The organism is Massilia sp. Root133, assembly GCF_001426525.1.
Lineage (GTDB): Bacteria > Pseudomonadota > Gammaproteobacteria > Burkholderiales > Burkholderiaceae_D > Telluria > Telluria orientalis.
This window is the reverse complement of record NZ_LMEW01000012.1, coordinates 155,246-174,932: the sequence shown is the minus strand read 5'-3', so window position 1 is coordinate 174,932 and position 19,687 is coordinate 155,246. Positions and strand designations below refer to the sequence as shown.

General features: G+C 66.4%; 16 protein-coding genes. 11 read left to right on the top strand and 5 right to left on the bottom strand.

The genetic code is table 11. From position 1 onward, the window contains the following. Positions 1-58: 58 nt before the first annotated feature. Positions 59-1,060: a serine/threonine protein kinase gene (locus ASD28_RS11465; protein ID WP_056127246.1), complete on the bottom strand. Its 1,002-nt coding sequence runs from the start codon at positions 1,058-1,060 to the stop codon at positions 59-61. 78 nt (positions 1,061-1,138) lie between these two features. On the opposite strand from ASD28_RS11465, the gene ASD28_RS11460 reads away from it, so the two are divergent. After that, the gene (locus ASD28_RS11460; RefSeq protein ID WP_056127244.1) at positions 1,139-1,825 is read left to right on the top strand and encodes a UPF0149 family protein; all 687 of its coding nucleotides are present in this window, start codon (positions 1,139-1,141) and stop codon (positions 1,823-1,825) included. A 44-nt stretch (positions 1,826-1,869) separates the two neighbouring features. Here ASD28_RS11460 and ASD28_RS11455 read toward each other — a convergent pair whose 3' ends face one another. Beyond that, entirely contained in the window at positions 1,870-2,985 is a 1,116-nt protein-coding gene (locus tag ASD28_RS11455; protein ID WP_307167972.1) for an HPP family protein, read from the bottom strand. Positions 2,986-3,244: 259 nt separating this feature from the next. Between ASD28_RS11455 and ASD28_RS11450 the strand changes: the two genes are divergently transcribed. The 3 genes from ASD28_RS11450 (at position 3,245) to ASD28_RS11440 (ending at position 6,398) form a co-directional block, all read left to right on the top strand. Next, positions 3,245-3,589, top strand: a complete 345-nt coding sequence (locus ASD28_RS11450) for a MarR family winged helix-turn-helix transcriptional regulator (RefSeq protein ID WP_156403887.1) — start codon at positions 3,245-3,247, stop codon at positions 3,587-3,589. A 4-nt stretch (positions 3,590-3,593) separates the two neighbouring features. After that, positions 3,594-5,354: a chloride channel protein gene (locus ASD28_RS11445; protein ID WP_056127239.1), complete on the top strand. Its 1,761-nt coding sequence runs from the start codon at positions 3,594-3,596 to the stop codon at positions 5,352-5,354. 93 nt (positions 5,355-5,447) lie between these two features. Further along, on the top strand, positions 5,448-6,398 hold the full coding sequence (locus tag ASD28_RS11440) for an MBL fold metallo-hydrolase (RefSeq protein ID WP_056127236.1): 951 nt from the start codon (positions 5,448-5,450) through the stop codon (positions 6,396-6,398). Between the two features lie 168 nt (positions 6,399-6,566). On the opposite strand, the gene ASD28_RS11435 is transcribed toward ASD28_RS11440, so the two are convergent. Further along, positions 6,567-9,050, bottom strand: coding sequence for a PAS domain-containing protein (locus tag ASD28_RS11435; protein WP_056127233.1), 2,484 nt, complete (start codon positions 9,048-9,050; stop codon positions 6,567-6,569). A 74-nt stretch (positions 9,051-9,124) separates the two neighbouring features. Beyond that, a complete protein-coding gene (gene orn / locus ASD28_RS11430) occupies positions 9,125-9,703 on the bottom strand; it encodes an oligoribonuclease (RefSeq protein WP_056127229.1) in 579 nt (192 codons plus the stop codon). Positions 9,704-9,853: 150 nt separating this feature from the next. On the opposite strand from orn, the gene ASD28_RS11425 reads away from it, so the two are divergent. From ASD28_RS11425 to ASD28_RS11405, 5 genes are all read left to right on the top strand, one after another. Further along, on the top strand, positions 9,854-11,119 hold the full coding sequence (locus tag ASD28_RS11425; RefSeq protein ID WP_056127226.1) for a M48 family metallopeptidase: 1,266 nt from the start codon (positions 9,854-9,856) through the stop codon (positions 11,117-11,119). Continuing rightward, positions 11,116-11,448 carry a 4a-hydroxytetrahydrobiopterin dehydratase gene (locus tag ASD28_RS11420; protein ID WP_056127223.1) on the top strand — a complete coding sequence of 111 codons (333 nt, stop codon included), beginning with the start codon at positions 11,116-11,118 and terminating at the stop codon, positions 11,446-11,448. Before ASD28_RS11425 ends, ASD28_RS11420 begins: the two co-directional genes overlap by 4 nt. Beyond that, the gene (gene rsgA, locus ASD28_RS11415; protein WP_056127219.1) at positions 11,445-12,341 is read left to right on the top strand and encodes a ribosome small subunit-dependent GTPase A; all 897 of its coding nucleotides are present in this window, start codon (positions 11,445-11,447) and stop codon (positions 12,339-12,341) included. The genes ASD28_RS11420 and rsgA overlap by 4 nt, the downstream gene beginning before the upstream one ends. Positions 12,342-12,421: 80 nt before the next feature. Next, complete coding sequence (gene argF, locus ASD28_RS11410; RefSeq protein WP_056127216.1) at positions 12,422-13,354, top strand: ornithine carbamoyltransferase; 933 nt, start codon at positions 12,422-12,424, stop codon at positions 13,352-13,354. A gap of 96 nt (positions 13,355-13,450) precedes the next feature. Beyond that, on the top strand, positions 13,451-14,683 hold the full coding sequence (locus ASD28_RS11405) for an argininosuccinate synthase (RefSeq protein ID WP_056127213.1): 1,233 nt from the start codon (positions 13,451-13,453) through the stop codon (positions 14,681-14,683). A 308-nt stretch (positions 14,684-14,991) separates the two neighbouring features. Here the strand turns inward: ASD28_RS11405 and ASD28_RS11400 are convergent, their stop codons facing one another. After that, positions 14,992-17,298, bottom strand: coding sequence for a catecholate siderophore receptor Fiu (locus tag ASD28_RS11400; protein ID WP_056127210.1), 2,307 nt, complete (start codon positions 17,296-17,298; stop codon positions 14,992-14,994). A gap of 177 nt (positions 17,299-17,475) precedes the next feature. Here ASD28_RS11400 and ASD28_RS11395 point away from each other — a divergent pair, with 177 nt between their 5' ends. Both ASD28_RS11395 and ASD28_RS11390 read left to right on the top strand, forming a co-directional pair. Further along, entirely contained in the window at positions 17,476-17,682 is a 207-nt protein-coding gene (locus ASD28_RS11395) for a hypothetical protein (protein WP_229412186.1), read from the top strand. 199 nt (positions 17,683-17,881) lie between these two features. Next, positions 17,882-19,687: a methyl-accepting chemotaxis protein gene (locus tag ASD28_RS11390; RefSeq protein WP_056127206.1), complete on the top strand. Its 1,806-nt coding sequence runs from the start codon at positions 17,882-17,884 to the stop codon at positions 19,685-19,687.

The following is a 19,687-nucleotide window of genomic DNA, read 5'->3' as shown; positions in this document are numbered from 1 at the left end:
GCATGGTTCCGTGTCGTGTCACGCCGAGCTGAATCGTAAACCTCCGTCAATTCCAGCGTTAGACCGGGAACAACGGCGGCTCGTCCATCAACGCCACCTGCTCGCGCAATTCGAGGATGCGGTCTTGCCAGTAGCGCTGGGTATTAAACCAGGGAAATGCCGCAGGAAACGCCGGATCGTCCCAGCGCATCGCCAGCCACGCCGAATAATGGATGAGCCGCAGCGTGCGCAGCGCTTCGACGAGGTACAGCTGGCGCGGATCGAATTCGCAGAAGTCTTCATAGCCGGCCAGCACGTCGGCCAGCTGGCCCACCATCTCGTTGCGCTCGCCCGACAGCAGCATCCACAGGTCCTGCACGGCCGGGCCCATGCGGCTGTCGTCGAAGTCGACGAAGTGCGGACCGTCGCCCGTCCACAGCACGTTGCCCGCGTGGCAGTCGCCGTGCAGGCGCAGCAGGGACAGCGCCCCGGCCCGGTCGTAACAGCGCGCGACGCCGTCCAGGGCCTGGTCCAGCACGCTCGTATAAGCGGTCAGCAATTCGGGCGGGATGAAACCGTGGCCGATCAGCCAGGCGCGCGGCTCCCTGCCGAACGTGTCGAGGTCGAGCCGGGGCCGCTCCGTGAACGGCTTCACGGCGCCCACCGCGTGGATGCGGCCGATGAAGCGGCCGATCCATTCCAGCGTGGCCGGGTCGGACAGCTCCGGCGCGCGGCCGCCGCGGCTGGGGAAGACGGCGAAGCGGAAGCCGCCGTGCTCGTGCAAGGTGCGGCCGTCGAGGACGCTGGCCGGCACGACCGGGATTTCCTGGTCGGCCAGCTCCTGCACGAACGCGTGCTCTTCGAGGATGGCGGCATCGCTCCAGCGTCCTGGCCGATAAAACTTCACGACGACGGGCGGGCCTTCTTCGCGGCCCACGCGGTACACACGGTTTTCGTAGCTGTTCAGCGCAAGCAGGCGGCCGTCGCCGCGCAGGCCGACGCTGTCGACGGCATCCAGCACCAGCGCCGGATCGAGACGCGAGAAGGGATGGCCGGAGGTGTTGTCAGAGGGATTATCCATCCCGCCATTGTAAGGTTTTCGCCGGCCCGGAGGCGGAAGCGTTACACTGGCGCCTTCAACGCAAGGGAAACAGAAACAATGCAACTCGACCAGCCCCTCTCCGAAAAAGAATTCGACGACCTCGACAACTTCCTCCTGTCCGATCGCTGCTCCGACGACGCGATGACGATGGACACGCTGCACGGCTACCTGACCGCGATCGCGATCGGTCCGGAAACCATCATGCCGGCCGAATGGCTGCCGCGCGTGTGGGGCGAGGAAGGCGCCGTGCCCAAATGGAAGAACCCGAAGGAAGAAGAACGCATCGTCAACCTGATCATGCGCTTCATGAACGAGGTGCTCGTCACCTTCGAGGTCGCGCCGAAGGAGTTCGAGCCGCTGTACGTCGAGCACGACATCGGCGGCGAGACGCTGATCGACGCCGAGGCGTGGTGCTGGGGCTTCTGGGAAGGCATGGAACTGCGTCCCGGCTCATGGGAAGAGATCTGGGACTCGGAAGCGGGCCCGCTGATGCGTCCGATCTACCTGCTGGGCGCCGACGAAATCGACGAAAGCGAGCTGGCCGAGGTGGAAGATCCGAAGAAGGCGCACAAGCTGGCGCTGGAGATCGAGGCCAACCTGCCGGGCATCCACCGCTTCTGGCTGCCGCGCCGCAAGGCCGCCGTCGATACGGTGCGCCGCGACGAACCCAAGGTGGGCCGCAACGACGACTGCCCATGCGGCAGCGGCAAGAAATACAAAAAATGCTGTGGGGCCAATGACTAAAACCGGGGTCAGAGCCCGGTTTTAGGTAATGGCTCAACGGTAACTCAAGCTGCTTCGGCGAGGCGGCTTTCGAACAGCGCCGCCAGCAAGTCCGACTGGCTCACGATGCCCAGGAACACCGCCCGCTCGTCCACCACGGGAATGTGGTGCAGCCCGCCGTTGCTCATCAGCGGCACGAGCGTGGCGATCGGTTCATCCTTGGAAACGACGGCAACCTTCGTCGACATCAACTCCCCCACCGTCCCCGCGCGCTCCGGCCGCACGCCCAGCACGTGGGCGAACAGGCCGCGCAGGCGTTCGCCCACCGTCTGGTAATCGTCCAGGCCCGCATGGTGCAGGAAATCACCCTGGCCGATGATGCCGGCCACGCGGTGCGACGCATCCAGCACCGGCAGCGCGTGCAGGTTATGGTGGCGCAGCAGGCGCCAGGCTTCGGCGAGCGGCATGTTCGGCGTGGCCGTCACGACGTCCTTCGACATGATCGCGCCGCAGTTCACGGTACCGAAGCGGCGCGCGTAGGCACGTTGCTCCGTCTGCAGCAGGATGTCTTCCAGGTCGTCGCGGCTGACGTCCAGCACCTGGCCGTAGCGGGCCAGTACGGCATCGAGATCCTCGGCCGTGAAGCCCAGGCGCGCCATCGGGGCCGGATCGCCCGTCGCGTGCGCGGCCTGTTGCGCCGTGCGCAGCGCCGATTTCTGGTTGTGCGGATAGCGCCGGCCCGTCAGGTTGTTGAAGACGAGCGCCGCGAGCACGATCAGCGTGGAGTTCAGGCACACGGGCAGGAACGCGAACCCGAAGCCGGCCGCGTGGATGGCCGGGCCGCCGAGGACGGCCGTCAGCGCGACCGCGCCGCTGGGCGGGTGCAGGCAGCGCAGCAGGAACATCACGAAGATCGCGCAGGCGCCCGCCAGCGGGGCCGCGAGGGCCGGATTGGCGACGCTCTTGGCGCAAATGATGCCGATCAGCGCGGAAATCGTGTTCCCCCCGATCACCGACCACGGCTGGGCCAGCGGGCTGGCCGGCACGCAGAACAGCAGCACGGCCGATGCGCCCATCGGCGCGACGAGGGCCAGCGGCCCGATGCCCGAGCCCCTGGTCAGCATGTCGCTGAGGATCGCCGTCACGAACAGCCCCACGAGGGCCCCTGCCACCGCGCGCATGCGTTCCCCGCGCGGCACTGTATTCGGTTGCGGTACGAACGAGCGCAACCATTCCAAACTGTGTTCCAGCATCATTCCTGTCGATTGTAAAAGAACGGCAACGCCGGGGCATCGCACGCTTTTGCTAAAAAAATGTATCACGTTATGATATATTATTTGGTTCCCAAAGCCAACGCCCACGCAAAACAAGCCAGTGAAAGACGAATCTCCCCCGCTGTCCAAGACGGATTTCGCCGCATTGTCGGAATTCCGCTACCAGATGCGGCGCTACGAGCGCTTCTCCGAAAACGCCGTGCAGGCCGAGGGCATCACGCCGCTGCAATACCTGCTGCTCCTGCACATCAAGGGTTTTCCCGGACGCGAATGGGCCACCGTCGGCGACCTGGCCGAACGCCTGCAGGCCAAGCAGCACGGCGTCGTCGCGCTCGTCACGCGCTGCGAGGCGGGCGAACTGGTCGTGCGCCGCACGAATGCCGAGGACCGGCGCCGTGTGGAAGTGCACCTGCTGCCCAAGGGCGAGGCGCTGTTGACGCGGCTGGCCGCCGTCCACCGCGCCGAGCTGCGCGCCCTGCAGGGCGTATTTACGATTCCCAATCTTGCATAACAAAATGAAAACTGCCACGCACCCCTCCACGCCGCGGCGCGATTTTTCAGGCGACGCCAGCCTGCTCCGCATCGCCGCCCTCGCCGCCGTCATCGGCGCGCTCAGCACGGTCGCCGCGCACGTCCTGCTGACCATGATCCGCTTCTTCACGGACCTGTTCTTCTATGGGAAATTCTCGTTCGCCGAGCTGTCTCCCGCCGACAATACCCTGGGCCCGTGGGTCATCGGCATCCCCGTGATCGGCGGCCTGATCATCGGCCTGATCGCCCGCTACGGCACCGAGGCAATCCGCGGCCACGGCATTCCGGAGGCGATCGAGGCGATCCTGTTCAAGCGCAGCGCGATGTCGCCGAAGGTGGCCGTGCTGAAACCGGTGTCGTCGGGCATCGCGATCGGCAGCGGCGGCCCGTTCGGCGCGGAAGGGCCGATCATCATGACGGGCGGCGCGATCGGCTCGCTGATCGCCCAGCACTTCCACCTGACGGGCGGCGAGCGCAAATCGCTGCTCGTGGCCGGCGCCGTGGCCGGCATGACCGCCGTGTTCGGCACGCCGGTTGCCGCCGTGCTGATGGCCGTCGAGCTGCTGCTGTTCGAACTGCGTCCGCGCAGCCTGCTGCCGGTGGCGACCGCGTGCGCCGTGGCCGGCTTCCTGCGTCCGCTCGCGATCGGTTCCGGCGCGCTGTTCCCGGTGGCGACGGCCCCCGTCGCACCGATCGCCCTCCTCTCCTGCCTCGCGGCCGGCATCGCATGCGGCGCGCTCGCGTGGCTGATGTCGACGGCGCTGTACCGCGTCGAGGACGGTTTCCACCGCCTGCCGATCCACTGGATGTGGTGGCCGGCGCTGGGCGGTCTCGCCGTCGGCATCGGCGGCTACTTCGAGCCGCGTGCGCTGGGCGTCGGCTATGACGTCATCGGCGATCTGCTGCACAACCACATGGTGGCCAGCGCCATCGTCGGCCTGCTGGCGGTGAAACTGGTGATCTGGCTGATCGCGCTCGGTTCCGGCACGTCCGGCGGCGTGCTGGCCCCGCTGCTGATGCTCGGCGCGGGACTCGGCGCGCTGCTGGGCCCGTACCTGCCGGGCGCCGAACCCGCGCTGTGGCCGCTCGTGTTCATGGCCGCCACGCTGGGCGGCATGATGCGCGCGCCCGTGATGGCCGTCGTGTTCGCGTTCGAGCTGACGCACGACGCCAACGCCCTGCTGCCGCTGCTCGCCGCCGCGGCCGGCGCCTACGGCTTCACGGTGCTGACGATGGGCCGCTCGATCCTGACGGAAAAGATTGCCCGCCGCGGCCATCACATCTACCGCGAATACGGCATCGATCCGCTCGAGCGCCACAGCGTGGCCGAGGTGATGAGCACGGACGTCCACTACATCGATGCCGATGCCACGATCAGTGAGGTCCTCGCCACGCAGTTCGGCCCGGGCCAGAAGCACCGTGGCTTTCCCGTCACGCGCGCCGGACTCGTCGTCGGCATGGTCGCGCGCGACACCCTGGACGGCCATCCGCCGGCGATGCGCGTCGGCGACCTGTTCGGCGCCAATCCGCCGCTCGTCGCCCTGCCCGGCGAAACGTGCCGCGCCGTGGCCACGCGCCTGGCCGTGCACGGCATCGAGCGCCTGCCGGTCGTCGCGCAGACGGGGCATGCGCAACTGCTGGGCGTCGTCAGCCGCAGCGACCTGATCAAGGCGAGTGCGACCTTGCACGACGAGGAACACGAGCGCCGCACGTTGCGCACGTTGCCGCTCGTGCGCCGTCCTTGAGATAAGGCAAGCAGGGTCCAGCGAGTTACTGAACAATCATGTACGATAAGCAACCCGCGTCCGCGCGTTGTGTCATCCAGAGAGGATAAGAACATGATCAAAGCACTCAAGCACACCCTGCTCGCCGCCGCCGTCGCCGCAGCCACCGTTGGCGCCCAGGCCGCTGCACCGATGGTCAAGACCCCGGCCCCCGGTTTCTTCCGCGTGATGCTGGGCGACGTCGAAATCACGCCGATCAGCGACGGCACCTTCGACCTGCCGATGGACCAGATCATCCGCCAGAAGCCGGAACTGACGCGCACCACCCTCACGAAGAACTTCCTGAAGCTGCCGGTGGAAACCTCCGACAACGCCTTCCTGATCAACACAGGCAGCAAGCTGGTGCTGGTCGACACGGGCGCGGGCGCCATGATGGGCCCGACCGTGGGCAAGCTCGTCAACAACCTGAAGGCGGCCGGCTACCGGCCGGAGCAGATCGACGAGATCTACATCACCCACATGCACGGCGACCACGTCGGCGGCCTCGTCAACAATGGCCAGCGCGTGTTCCCGAACGCCGTCGTCCGCGCCGGCAAGGCCGATGCCGACTACTGGTTGAGCCAGGCGAACATGGACAAGGCCCCGGCCGACAAGAAAGATTTTTTCAAGGGTGCGATGGCGTCGATCAACCCGTACATCCAGGCCGGCAAGTTCAAGCCCATCGAGAAGGACGGCGAACTGGTCCCGGGCGTCTCCGCCCAGGCCGAGCATGGCCATACGCCCGGCCACACCGTGTACGCGGTCGAAAGCCATGGCCAGAAGCTCGTGCTGATCGGCGACCTGATCCACCTGGCCGCCGTCCAGTTCGACAATCCGCAGGTGACGGTCGCGTTCGACAGCGACGAGAAGGCGGCCGCAGCGGCACGCAAGAAGGTATTCGACGACGCGGCCAGGAACGGCTGGCTCGTGGGCGGCGCGCACCTGCAGTTCCCGGGTCTGGGTCACCTCCAGACGCAGGGCAAGGGGTATCGCTGGGTGCCCGTCAACTACACCCAGATGCGTTGAACCGTCGGCCCTGGACTAGCCGTCTACTTTGGCCAGGCCCGGGTTTGAGGTGACGCGACCGAAATTGGATCCCCGCCTTCGCGGGGACGACATCGGTTAAGTTTGAATCCCCGCCAGCAGCACGGCCAGCTCGTCATTGGATCCCCGCCTTCGCGGGGACGACGTCGGTTAAGTTTGAATCCCCGCCAGCAGCGCGGCCAGCTCGTCCATGTCGACGGGCTTCACGAGGTGGTGATCGAAGCCCGCCTCGAACGCCGCGCGGCGGTCCTGTTCCTGGCCATATCCCGTGACGGCCACCAGCACGATGGCCCCCGTCTGCGCATCCGCGCGCAGGCGGCGGGCCAGTTCGTTGCCGTCCATGTCCGGTAAACCGATGTCCAGCAGCGCCACGTCCGGCCGCTGGTGCCGCGCCCGCTCCAGCGCGCGGTGCGAATCGTGTTCGACGTCGACCAGGTAGCCGCACGCTTCCAGCAGCATGCCCAGCGTGGCCGCCGCGTCGACGTTGTCGTCGACCACGAGCACGCGCAGCGGACGCCGCGCACCGCCCACTGTCCCGCCTGCAACGGCACCGGCATCGGCCGGCGCCACGCGCGCGCCCCCTTCCATCAGCGGCAGCGCCACCTCGAAGGTACTGCCCTGCCCCAGCCCAGGACTCGTGCAGGCGACGGTCCCGCCGTGCAGCTCGACGAGGTTCTTGACGAGCGCCAGGCCGAGGCCCAGCCCGCCCTGCGCGCGGTCGACCGAACGCTCGCCCTGCGTGAACAGGTCGAACACGTGTCCCGTGAGCTCCGGTTCCATGCCGATGCCTTCGTCGTGCACCGTCAGTAGCAAACGGCCACGCGCAGCGTCGACCGTGGCCGCGACGTCGATGCGGCGGTCTTCCGGCGTGTACTTGGAGGCATTGTTCAGGAGGTTCGCGAGCACCTGCACGAGGCGCGCCTTGTCGCCCAGCACCAGCGCGTCCGGGTCGGCGATGCCGATGGCGAGGTGCTGGCGGCGGGCCTCGAACATGGGGCGTACCTGCTCGATGGCCTCGTCGACGATGGCGCGGGCCGCCACGGGCGCGCGCGCGAGCGTGACGAGGCCGCGCGTGACGCGCGAGACGTCGAGCAGGTCGTCCACGAGACTCGTCATGTGGCGCACCTGGCGGCCGATGATGGCGCTGCTCTGGCGCACGCGGGCTTCGTCCAGGCGGCCGATGCGCAGCAGGTCGGCGGCGGCACTGATCGGCGCCAGCGGATTGCGCAGTTCGTGCGCCAGCATCGCGAGAAATTCATCCTTGCGCCGGTCGGCGGCGCGCAGCTTGTCCTCGGCCGCCTTTCTCTCCGTGATGTCGCGGAAGAACGAGACGATGCCGCCGTCGGGCGTCGGGTAGGCGCGCACTTCGCACCAGATATCGACGCCGTCCGGTATGCGCTGGCGGTACTCGGCGGTGCCGGCCACGCGGTCACGCATCACGCGGCGGTACATGCGCCCCGCTTCGCTGTCGATCGCTTCCGGCCACACGTCCCAGTGGTTGCGCCCGATGAACTCGGCCGGATCCATGTGCGCGATGCGCAGCCCGGCGGGATTCATCTGCAGGACGGTCCAGTCGCGGTCGAGCAGCATGAAGCCTTCCGCGATCGTGTCGAGGATCGAGCGGCCGCGGTCGCGTTCCGCGCGCAGGGTGCCCTGCACGCGCGCCAGCTCGACGGCGTTCCGGATGCGCTCGGCCGTGCCGCGGGCCAGCGCCACCTCGGCGTCGGTCCACGGGTGCGGCCGGTCCAGGCCCAGCATCAGGAACGCCTGCAGCCGCCCGCTCTTGCGCAGCGGGACGGCGAGGCAAGCCTGGATGTCCAGTGCGAGATACGTGCCCTGGCGGGCGGCCGCGCGCGGGTCGGTGCGCACGTCGGCCAGCCGCACGATCTCGCCGGCGCGGCCCGCGTGCGCGAGGCCGGGGCCGAAGGCGTCGATGGAAAACGTGTGCCCGGCCGCGCTGGCGAGGCCGGGCCGGTGCCAGTCGCGCGCGACGGCCAGCGTATCGAGCGCCTCGTCGACTTCGCCGTACAGCACGCGCGCCATGCCCAGTTCCAGTCCCAGCAGGGTGCAGCCGGTGCGGATGGCGTCGTCGGCGGACGCCAGCGGGCGCAGCGCGTCGGCCACCGTCAGCTCGAACGCGGCGCGGCGCTCGGCCTGCACCCGGCTCGTCGTCTCGATGACGGTGCAATACAGGCCCGCCACGCGGCCATGGCCGTCGTGCAGCGGCGAATACGAGAACGTGAACCAGGTCTGCTCGCGGAAGCCATGACGCTCCATCGTGAGCGGCAGGTCTTCGAAATACGCGGATTTGTTGGACAGCGCGCGATCGACGATGGGCACGAGGTCGGGCCAGATCTCGGCCCAGACGTGCTGGAACGGCGCGTCGAACGCGGCGGGGTGCTTGGCGCCGAGGATCGTGGCGTAGGCGTCGTTGTACAGGAAGCGCAGGTCCGGCCCCCAGGCGACGAACATCGGGAACGCGGAGCTGACCGTCATCGACACGGCGGTCGCCAGTTCGGGCGGCCAGTCGGCCGGCGGCCCGAGCGGCGATGTGCTCCAGTCGTGCTCCTGCAGGAGACGCCGGACGTCGCTCTCTCCGCCGAGACCGGCAGTGGTACGCAGAATGTCAGCCATGGCCCGATTCTCGCATACCTGGCGGCGGGGCCCATGCACGATTGCAACTTTGTGCCCGAGCTCGCTTTGTCGCGTTACAGTTTGATGAAGTGCTCGCGGTAGTAGCGCAATTCTTCGATGGACTCGATGATGTCGGCCAGCGCCGTGTGCTTCTGCGCCTTCTTGAAGCCGGACGCCAGTTCCGGCTTCCAGCGGCGGCACAGTTCCTTCAAGGTGGACACGTCCAGGTTACGGTAGTGGAAGAACGCTTCCAGCTTCGGCATGCCGCGCGCCATGAAGCGGCGGTCCTGGCAGATCGAGTTGCCGCACATCGGCGATTTATTTGCCGGCACCCACTGCCTCAGGAAGGCGATCAGCTGTTCCTCGGCCTGGGCTTCGTCGATCGTCGACGCCTTGACGCGGTCGATCAGGCCCGAGCGGCCGTGCGTGCCCTTGTTCCAGTTGTCCATCTTGTCCAGCGTCGCGTCGCTCTGGTGGACGGCGATCACGGGGCCCTCGGCCAGCACGTTCAGGTTGGCGTCCGTGACGACGGCGGCCACTTCGATGATGCGGTCGTTGTCCGGATCCAGGCCGGTCATTTCCATGTCGATCCAGACGAGGTTGAATTCGTTCGGGCGTTGTGTCGTCGCTTCGGTGGGGTTGGCTTGTGACATAATTCTCTCTTCGCTAAAAGCTTTTAATCAGTCGGGGGCAGAGCATTAATTTGGCGAGGTCAGAGCACAATCGTGAAAACCGTGCTCTGACCCCGCTGATAGAAATTCGTGCTCTGACCCCGAAAAACAGGATTTTCTCACAGGCATAGAATGCTTTCATCCGCGTTTTCGGTTTTGTTCGTCGTCTTTCTCCTGCTCACGCTCGGCCTGCGGTACTGGCTGGCGCGCCGGCACATCCGCCACGTCCTGCGGCACCGCGACCAGGTGCCGGCCGAATTCGCCGCGAAGATCCCCCTGTCCGCCCACCAGAAGGCCGCCGACTACACCGTCGCCAAGACCCGCTTCGGCCTGTGGGCCGCGCTGTGGAACACGCTCGTGCTGACCGGTTTCACGCTGCTCGGCGGCCTGCAGGCGCTGTCGACGGCGCTGCTGCACGCGACCGGGCCCGGTATGGTGCACCAGATCCTGCTGATCGTCGCGTTCGCCATCGTCTCCGGTGCGCTCGACCTGCCGTTCTCGTACTACCGCCAGTTCGTGCTGGAAGAACGCTTCGGCTTCAACAAGATGACGGTCGGGCTGTGGATCGCCGACGCCGTCAAGGGCGGACTCGTCGGCGCCGTCATCGGCCTGCCGCTGCTGTGGGTCGTGCTCACCCTGATGGACAAGACGGGCGCCCTGTGGTGGCTGTACGCCTGGCTCGTGTGGAGCGGCTTCCAGTTGCTGATGATGGTGCTGTACCCGACCGTCATCGCGCCGCTGTTCAACAAGTTCACGCCGCTCACGGACGACAAGCTGAAGGACCGCATCGAAGGCCTCATGACGCGCGTCGGCTTCGCGGCCAAGGGCCTGTTCGTGATGGACGGCAGCAAGCGCTCCGCGCACGGCAACGCCTATTTCTCCGGCTTCGGTTCCAATAAACGCATCGTGTTCTTCGACACCCTGCTGTCGCGCCTGGCCCCGGAAGAGATCGAGGCGGTGCTGGCGCACGAGCTGGGCCACTTCAAGCTGAAGCACATCATCAAGCGCATCGGCGTGCTGTTCGCGCTGTCGCTCGCGTTCCTCGCACTCCTCGGCTGGCTCAAGACGCAGGTCTGGTTCTACACGGGCCTCGGTGTGCTGCCGCTGCTGGGGCAGTCGAACGATGCGATGGCCCTGCTGCTGTTCACCCTCGTGCTGCCGGTCTTCACGTTCCCGTTCTCGCCGCTGACGTCGATCACGTCGCGCAAGCACGAATTCGAGGCGGACGCGTTCGCCGCGAGCCACAGCGATGCGCGCGACCTCGTGTCGGCCCTCGTCAAGATGTACGAGGACAATGCCGCCACCTTGACGCCGGACCCGATTCACTCCGCGTTCTACGATTCGCACCCGCCGGCCTCGGTGCGCATCCGCCACCTGCGCCTCGCGGGGGCCGCATGAACCTGATCGACCGCCACTGCGTGCACGGCGCGCCTGCGCTGGACGATGCGACGATCCAGGCGCTGCTGCCGCAGGTGCCGGACTGGCACGTGAATGGCACGCGTCTCGAACGCGAATTCGTGTTCCGCGACTTCCATGAGACGATGGAATTCGTGAATGCCCTCGCCTTCATGATCCACCGCGAAGACCATCATCCCGACCTGACCGTCGGCTACCGCCGCTGCACGGCGGCATGGACGACGCATTCGGCCGGCAACCGCCTGTCCGACAACGATTTTATCTGCGCAGCGAAAGCCGACGCACTGTACGCGGGACGGGCTGGCGCATGACCAAACACGATTTGACGGGTACCATCGTCGCGGCGCACGGCCGCCATTACCTGGCCGACGTCGACGGCGAATTCCTGCAGTGCGTCACGCGCGGCAAGAAGACCAACGTGGCAGTGGGCGACATCGTCCACCTGAAGCGCACGTCGAACGACCAGGCCGTGATCGAGAAGATCGCCGAGCGCACGACCTTGCTGTACCGCTCCGACCAGTACAAGAGCAAGCTGCTGGCGGCGAACATCAGCCGGCTGTTCATCGTCATCGCGACGGAACCCAGCTTCGCCGACGACCTCGTGTCGCGCGCCCTCGTCGCCTGCGAGGCGGCCGGCGTCGACGCCCACCTCATCCTGAACAAGGTCGACCTGGAACCGAACCTCGCCCGCGCGCGCGAACGCGCGAGCCTGTACACGCGCCTCGGCTACCCGCTGCACGAAGTGTCGGCGAAGACGCATCCCGACGACACCGTCGCGGCATTGACGCCGCTGCTGCAGGACCAGTCTTCCATCCTGATCGGCCAGTCCGGCATGGGCAAGTCGTCGATCGTGAACCTGCTCGTGCCGGACGCCGACATCGCCGTGCGCGAAATCTCGGAAGCGCTGGACACCGGCAAGCACACGACGACCTTCACCCGCCTGTACAAGCTGCCGGCCGGCGGCACGCTGATCGACTCCCCGGGCTTCCAGGAATTCGGCCTGTACCACCTGACGGAAGGCATGCTGGAACGGGCGTTCGTCGAGTTCAAGCCCTACCTGGGCGGCTGCAAGTACTACAACTGCCGCCACCTGGCGGAACCGCAGTGCGCGGTGCTGCAGGCGGTTGCGGATGGCAAGATCGCGAAGCTGCGCCACGAGCTGTACGCGCAGCTGCTGCACGAGTCCGCGCAGACGTTGTACTGACAACTTTTCCGAAACCGATTTCCCGGAAAGCAAGCAAAAACGCTTATAATCCAAGAGATTATCGTATCTCAGGCACAAAAATGGCTGGCACGACTCCCACCAACATCAAGCATTTCCTGCAGTTCTCCGACTTCACCCGCGACGAGTTCGAGTACCTGATCGAGCGCGCGACCGTCATCAAGCGCAAGTTCAAGAACTACGAGATCTACCACCCGCTCGTCGACCGCACGCTGGTCATGGTGTTCGAAAAGAATTCCACGCGCACGCGCCTGTCGTTCGAAGCGGGCATGCACCAGTTGGGCGGCGCCGCGATCTACCTGAACACGCGCGACAGCCAGCTGGGCCGCGGCGAGCCCGTCGAGGACGCCGGCCAAGTCATGTCGCGCATGTGCGACATCATCATGGTGCGCACGTTCGGCCAGGACATCATCGAGCGCTTCGCGGCGCATTCCCGCGTGCCGGTGATCAACGGCCTCACCAACGAACACCATCCGTGCCAGGTGCTGGCCGACATCTTCACGTACTACGAACACCGCGGCTCCATCGTCGGCAAGACGGTGGCGTGGATCGGCGACGCCAACAACATGCTGTATTCCTGGCTGCAGGCGGCGGAAGTGTTCGGCTTCCACCTGAACGTGTCGACCCCGAAGGGCTACGACATCGACCCACAGCTGGTCACGACGACGAACTACACCTTCTTCGAGAACCCGTCCGACGCCTGCGCCGGCGCGCACCTCGTCAACACGGACGTGTGGACGAGCATGGGCTACGAAAAGGAAAACGCCGAGCGACTGAAAGCGTTCGACGGCTTCATCGTCGACGAAGCGAAGATGGCGCGCGCGAGCGGCGACGCGCTGTTCATGCACTGCCTGCCCGCGCACCGCGGCGAGGAAGTGTCGGCCGGCGTCATCGACGGTCCGCAATCCGTCGTCTGGGACGAGGCCGAGAACCGCCTGCACGTGCAGAAGGCGCTGATCGAATATCTGCTGCTGGGCCGCATCGAAGACAAATAATCAATCGCACTACCACGACCCATGAGCCTGATCGTCGGCCCGCTGAGGGCCGGCTGACCATCATCCCCCTCCACATCTGACACCACTGGAACTTCCATGAGCGACATCAAAAAAGTAGTCCTCGCCTACTCGGGCGGCCTCGATACCTCCGTCATCCTGAAATGGCTGCAGGATAACTACAAGTGCGAAATCGTCACCTTCACCGCCGACCTGGGCCAGGGTGAAGAGCTGGAACCGGCACGCGCCAAGGCGCTGAAGTTCGGCATCAAGCCGGAAAACATCTACATTGACGACGTGCGCGAAGAATTCGTGCGCGACTTCGTGTTCCCGATGTTCCGCGCCAACACCGTCTACGAAGGCGAATACCTGCTGGGCACGTCGATCGCGCGTCCGCTGATCGCCAAGCGCCTGATCGAGATCGCCAACGAAACCGGCGCCGACGCCGTGTCGCACGGCGCGACCGGCAAGGGCAACGACCAGGTGCGCTTCGAGCTGGGCGCGTACGCGCTGAAGCCGGACGTCAAGATCATCGCCCCGTGGCGCGAGTGGGACCTGCTGTCGCGTGAAAAACTGCTGAAGTACGCGGAAGACGCCGGCATCGACATCGACATGAAGCACAAGAACGGCGGCGCGCCGTACTCGATGGACGCCAACCTGCTGCACATCTCGTTCGAAGGCCGCCACCTGGAAAACCCGAGCGCGGAAGCCGAGGAATCGATGTGGCGCTGGACCGTGTCGCCGGAAGCGGCACCGGACGAGGCGGAATACCTGGACATCGAATTCCAGAACGGCGACATCGTGGCCCTGAACGGCAAGCAGCTGACCCCGGCCGCGGTGCTGACCGAACTGAACCGCCTGGGCGGCAAGCACGGCATCGGCCGCCTGGACCTGGTGGAAAACCGCTACGTCGGCATGAAGTCGCGCGGCTGCTACGAAACCCCGGGCGGCACGATCATGCTGAAGGCGCACCGCGCCATCGAATCGATCACGCTGGACCGCGAAGTGGCGCACCTGAAGGACGACCTGATGCCGCGCTACGCCTCGCTGATCTATAACGGCTACTGGTGGGCACCGGAACGCGTCGCACTGCAGACGCTGATCGACCACACGCAAAAGAGCGTGAACGGCTGGGTGCGCGTCAAGCTGTACAAGGGCAACGTGATCGTCGTCGCGCGCGATTCGAAGACGGATTCACTGTTCGACCAGACCATCGCCACGTTCGACGAAGACGGCGGCGCGTACAACCAGGCGGATGCGGGCGGCTTCATCAAGCTGAACGCGCTGCGCATGCGCATCGCGGCGAACGCACGCAAGAAGCGCGGCCAATAAGTTTTGATGTTCGCGTAAAAGCCGCCGGTCTGCGAGGACCGGCGGCTTTTTTCATTCACGCACCCTCAAGACCGTCGCCCCTGCGAAGGCAGGGGCCCAAGTTGCGCGCGTGCCGACTGCGCGTAAAAATTGGATCCCCGCCTGCGCGGGGACGACGGGTGGTGAGCAACCGCGGTGGAATAAAAAAGCCGTCCTCCCGCTCACGCGAAAGGACGGCAAAGGGAGGCGCACCGCTTGATCCCCGCCCCACCCCGCATTGCCCCCACGGCTGCGGCGTACGGCGGAAGCGGCTGGCGCCGGCTCACAACTCAGAAATGGAAGTTGGCGGTCAGGCTCGCCCAGCGCGGCGCGCCCGGCGTGTAGCGGTAGCCGCTCTTGTTGATCGAGGCAACATACTCCTTGTCGAACAGGTTGTAGACGTTCAGGCGCAGGTCCAGCCAGCGGTTGACCCGGTAGTCCGCGACGGCATCCGCCACCCAGTAGCTGTCCGCGTACGCCGGCGTGCCGACGGCGCCGTCCGTCCCGCGCAGCAGCTTGCCCTGGTAGCGCACGCCGCCGCCGAGCGTCAGGCCCTGCGGCAATTTGTACGTCGTCCAGCTCGTGAAGGCCTGCTTCGGCGTGTACGACAGCGCGTTGGCGCCGCTCGCCGTGACGAGCTTGCCCGCCTCGATGCTCGTGTCCATGTACGTGTAGCCCGCGTTGATCGACCACGCGCGCGTGATCTCGCCCGTCACGGCCAGCTCGATGCCCTGCACGCGTTTTTTACCGGTCTGGTAGTACTTCAGGTCGACGGGATCCTGCTCGACCTCGTTCTTCACGTCCGTGCGGTACAACGCCGCGTTCAGCCCGAGACGGCGGTCGAACACTTCCCACTTGGCGCCCAGCTCCGTCGTCGTGCTGACCTGCGGGTCATAGATCGGGTTCGCCGCGCTGTTCGCACTGGCGCTCAGCGCCAGGTTCGAGCCCGGCGGGTTCCGCGAGTTGGCCCACAGCGCGTACACGCTGCTGTTCGCCGTCGGCTTGTACAGCGCGGACACCTTGCCGCTCACGAGGTTGTCCGACAGTTCGATATGCGTCGGCACAGGCGTGCCCACGGGGAGCGTCGGGGCCGACGTGGCCGTCGACAGCGCGATGGCGTCATACGTCGTGTCGAAGTGGTCGAGACGGGCGGACGCATTGAAGATCCATTGGTCGCCCAGCTTGATCGTATCGAGCAGATAGCCGGATTCCGTCGCGGATTCCCCCCGCGTGCGTGCGCCGCTCGGCTGCAGGTTCAGGCCTGCGATCGGCAGGGCCGGGTCGGGACGGTACAAATTCGCCGGCGCCAGCGTGCCGCCGCCCACGTAGCTGCGGTTCGACTGCTTCTCGTTCGACAGGTCCAGGCCCGCGACGAGCGTGTGGCGCAAGGTGCCCGTATCGACATCGGCCGTCAGCGTCGTCTGGTTCGCGAGCACCGTGTTTTCCTGGTCCTTGACCGTCCGGATCGTCCGCGCCAGCGACCACGTGGACGGGTCCGTGGCGCTCGGCGCGATGATGTTCGCCGCCGAACCCATGAAGGCGCTCAGCAGGTAGAACTGCTTGGTCTTGCCGTAGCGGCTCGTGTTCTTCAGGCGCATGCCATTGCGGAACTCGTGCTCGATGATGGCCGTCGCCATGTCGGCCGCCACCTTGTCGTAGTCGGACAGCGCGCCGTAGAAATTCTGCGGATCGACGGGCGCGGCGCCGGTGAGGAAAGGCCGCGTCGCGTCCGGGCTGCGGTAGCCCGGCAGGCCGATGGTCGGCACGCCGCCGTCCGGGCGATTGTCCTGCTTCACGTGCAGGTAGTCGAGATAGACGTGGGTCGGGCCGTGCAGGCCGAACGCGAGCGACGGCGCGATGGCCCAGCGCTTGTCGCGCACGGCGTCGCGTGCCGGATTGCCGGCGCGCTGGTCGAGGACGTTCAGGCGGAACGCGATGCCGGACTCGCGGTCGATGACGCGGTTGATGTCGGCGGTGCCGCGCACACGGTCCGCGCTGCCCACCGTGAGGCTGGCGTCGCCGGTGTTCTTCAGCGTCGGCTGCTTCGTGTTCAGGTTGATGGAACCGGTGGGCGCGCCGCGGCCCGTGTCGGTGCCGGCCGGGCCTTTCAGCACGTCGATCTGCTCGATGTTGAAGACGTCGCGCGAGATCGAGCCGATGTCGCGGATGCCGTCGACGAACAGGCTGCCGGACGTATCGAAGCCGCGCATGTAGACCGCGTCGCCCGTGTTCGTGCTGCCGTTCTCGCCGAGGAAGAACGTGCCCACGCCGGGCGTGTTGCGCAGCGCCTCCGTCAGCGTGGTCGCGCCCTGCTGCTCGAACAACTCCTTCTTGATGACGATGACGGTCTGCGGGGTGTCCACCAGCTTTTCCGTGTACTTGGACGATTGCGCATGCTCGGCCTTGTAGTCGTTCTCGCGCGCGCCGTTGACGTGGACGCGGTGCGGGCGGCCGGCGCCGGCGTCCGCATCGGCGGCGGCGTCGGGATCCGGCGCCGCGTGGCCGGCGAGCGGCAGCACGAGCATGGCGAGCGCGGCGCCCGCGCGGCGCGGTGTGGAAGGAGACAGATGCTTACGGCTGGTGATCGAGGTTCTCATCGTGGTCGTTGAATGTTGTTTTTGAATGTTTGTCGGAACGCCACGAACTGTATCAAGTTTTAACGGACAAGTAAACGCGAATCATTCTCATTTGTGTTAACAATACAAGTTTCACTCTTTTCAGCCTGACGCCGGCGCGCTACCATCGCGTCTTCGTTTTCCGCCTGCGAAGTGCGCATGAGCGACACCGGCGAGAATCCCTGCCTGTCGTGGGGTGCCCGCTGCATGACCTACCGCGTTTCCTTCTACTGGGCCGACGCCGACGCGCGCGGCCGGCCGCCCGCGCTCACGGAACAGGTGAACGCGCATTTCTCGTGCATGGCCGGTACGAATGCGAAAGCGCCGCGGTGCGCCGCCCTGCAGGGCGAGCCCGGCGGCAGGTAAGCGTGCCGCGTGTACGAATAGCGGCCCGAGCCCTGCCGCGAAGTCCAGATCGGCGACGTCAAATGCCAGCAGGCACACGCGCGCCACGCCCTGCTGGCCCTGGCCTGAATGGGCAATCCCCGGATTGGTGCACGCGGAGTCCCTTGCCTCCGGGCAGAAATGTTACATTCACCATGTCTTCACGCCATTTGGAGCGCGCATGTTTCACAACTTGAGCATCAGGAACAAACTGGTCGCCGGCTTCGGCGCGATCGTCGCGATCATCCTGTGCCTGCTCATCCTTGCCTATAACAATTTCGCACGGCTGTCCGACGCCAATCTGTGGAACCGCCACACCCTCGAGGTGCTGCGCGAACTCGACACCATCGCGACGTCGGTGCTGCAGATCCAGTCGTCCACGCGCGGCTACCTGTTGACGGGCAACGAGAACCTGGTGACGCCGATCCGCAACGAATACGCGACGGCGCGCGCGCACGTGAAACGCGCCCAGGCGATCACCACCGACAACGCCCAGCAGCAGGACCGCCTGCGCCGCCTGGACACGCTGCTCGTCACGTGGATGGAGCAGGTGGTTACCCCGCAGATCGAACGGCGCCGGACCGCCGGCGCGGCCATGACGGCGCAGGCCGAGGCCGGGGTACTGGCCGGCACGGGTTCCGTGGCCAGCCTGCGCGAGGTGCTGGACGACGTCGAAGCCGAGGAAAACCGCCTGCTGGTCCAGCGCCAGAAGGACACCGACGAACTGCGCCAGACCATGAAGACGCTGCTGACCGGGGGCGCCGTCATCTGCGTGGCGCTGGCGATCCTCATTTCGACGCTGCTCGTGCGCGCCGTCTCGCGGCCGCTGCACAGCCTGATGAGTGCTGCCGGCCAGATCGCCGGCGGCGTGCACGGCGCCCGCGCCGAGGTGCTGTCGCGCGACGAGCTGGGCCAGGTGGCGCTGGAATTCAACCGCATGGCCCAGGCCATCGAAGACAGCCAGGCGAAGGAACTTGCGGCGACGAACGAACTTCGCGCCAAGGTCGACATGCTGCTGGACGTCGTCTCGCGCGCCGCCCGCGGCGACCTGACGGGCACCGTCACGATCGCCGGCAGCGACGCCATCGGCCGCCTGGGCGAAGGCCTGGGCACGATGCTGGGCAGCCTGCGCACCCTGGTCAGCAATGTGCAGCGCGCGGGCATCCAGGTGACCACGTCGGCCACGCAGATCGCCGCGTCCGCGCGCCAGCAGGAGGCGACCGGGATCGAGCAGGCGCAGACGAGCGTCGAGGTGCTGTCCACCACGCGCGAGATCTCGGCCAATACGTCGCAGCTGCTGCGCACGATGGAAGAAGCGGGCGAAGTCGCCGACTACACGACGGCCGCCACGGCCGAAGCGCAGGGCAACCTGACGCGCATGGACCAGTCGATGCAGCAAATGGTCGCGGCCACCGACGCGATCACCGCCAAGCTCGCGACCCTGTCCGAAAAAGCCAGCAACATCAACAGCGTGCTGACCACGATCACCAAGGTCGCGGACCAGACCAACATCCTGTCGCTGAACGCCGCGATCGAGGCCGAGAAGGCCGGCGAGGCGGGCCGCGGCTTTGCCGTCGTCGCCGCCGAGATCCGGCGCCTGGCCGACCAGACGTCCGTGTCCACGTGGGACATCGAGCAGATGCTGAAGGAGATGCAGTCCGCCGTGTCGGCCAGCGTCATGGGCATGGACAAGTTTACCGAGGACATCCGCCGCAGCGTGGGCGAGGCGCGCCACGTGGCCGAGCAGCTGTCCGGCATGACGGAGCAGGTGCGCAAGCTGGCGCCCCGCTTCGACCTGGTGCTGCAGGGGATGCAGTCGCAGGCAGTGGGCGCATCGCAGATCACGGCGACGATGACGCAGCTGTCCGACGCCAGCCAGCAGACCGTCGACTCGCTGAAAGCGACGAGCGAGGCGGTGCATCAGTTGCAGTACGCCGCCACCGACCTGCAGCAGTCCGTCGCCACCTTCTCGGTCAATACTGCATGA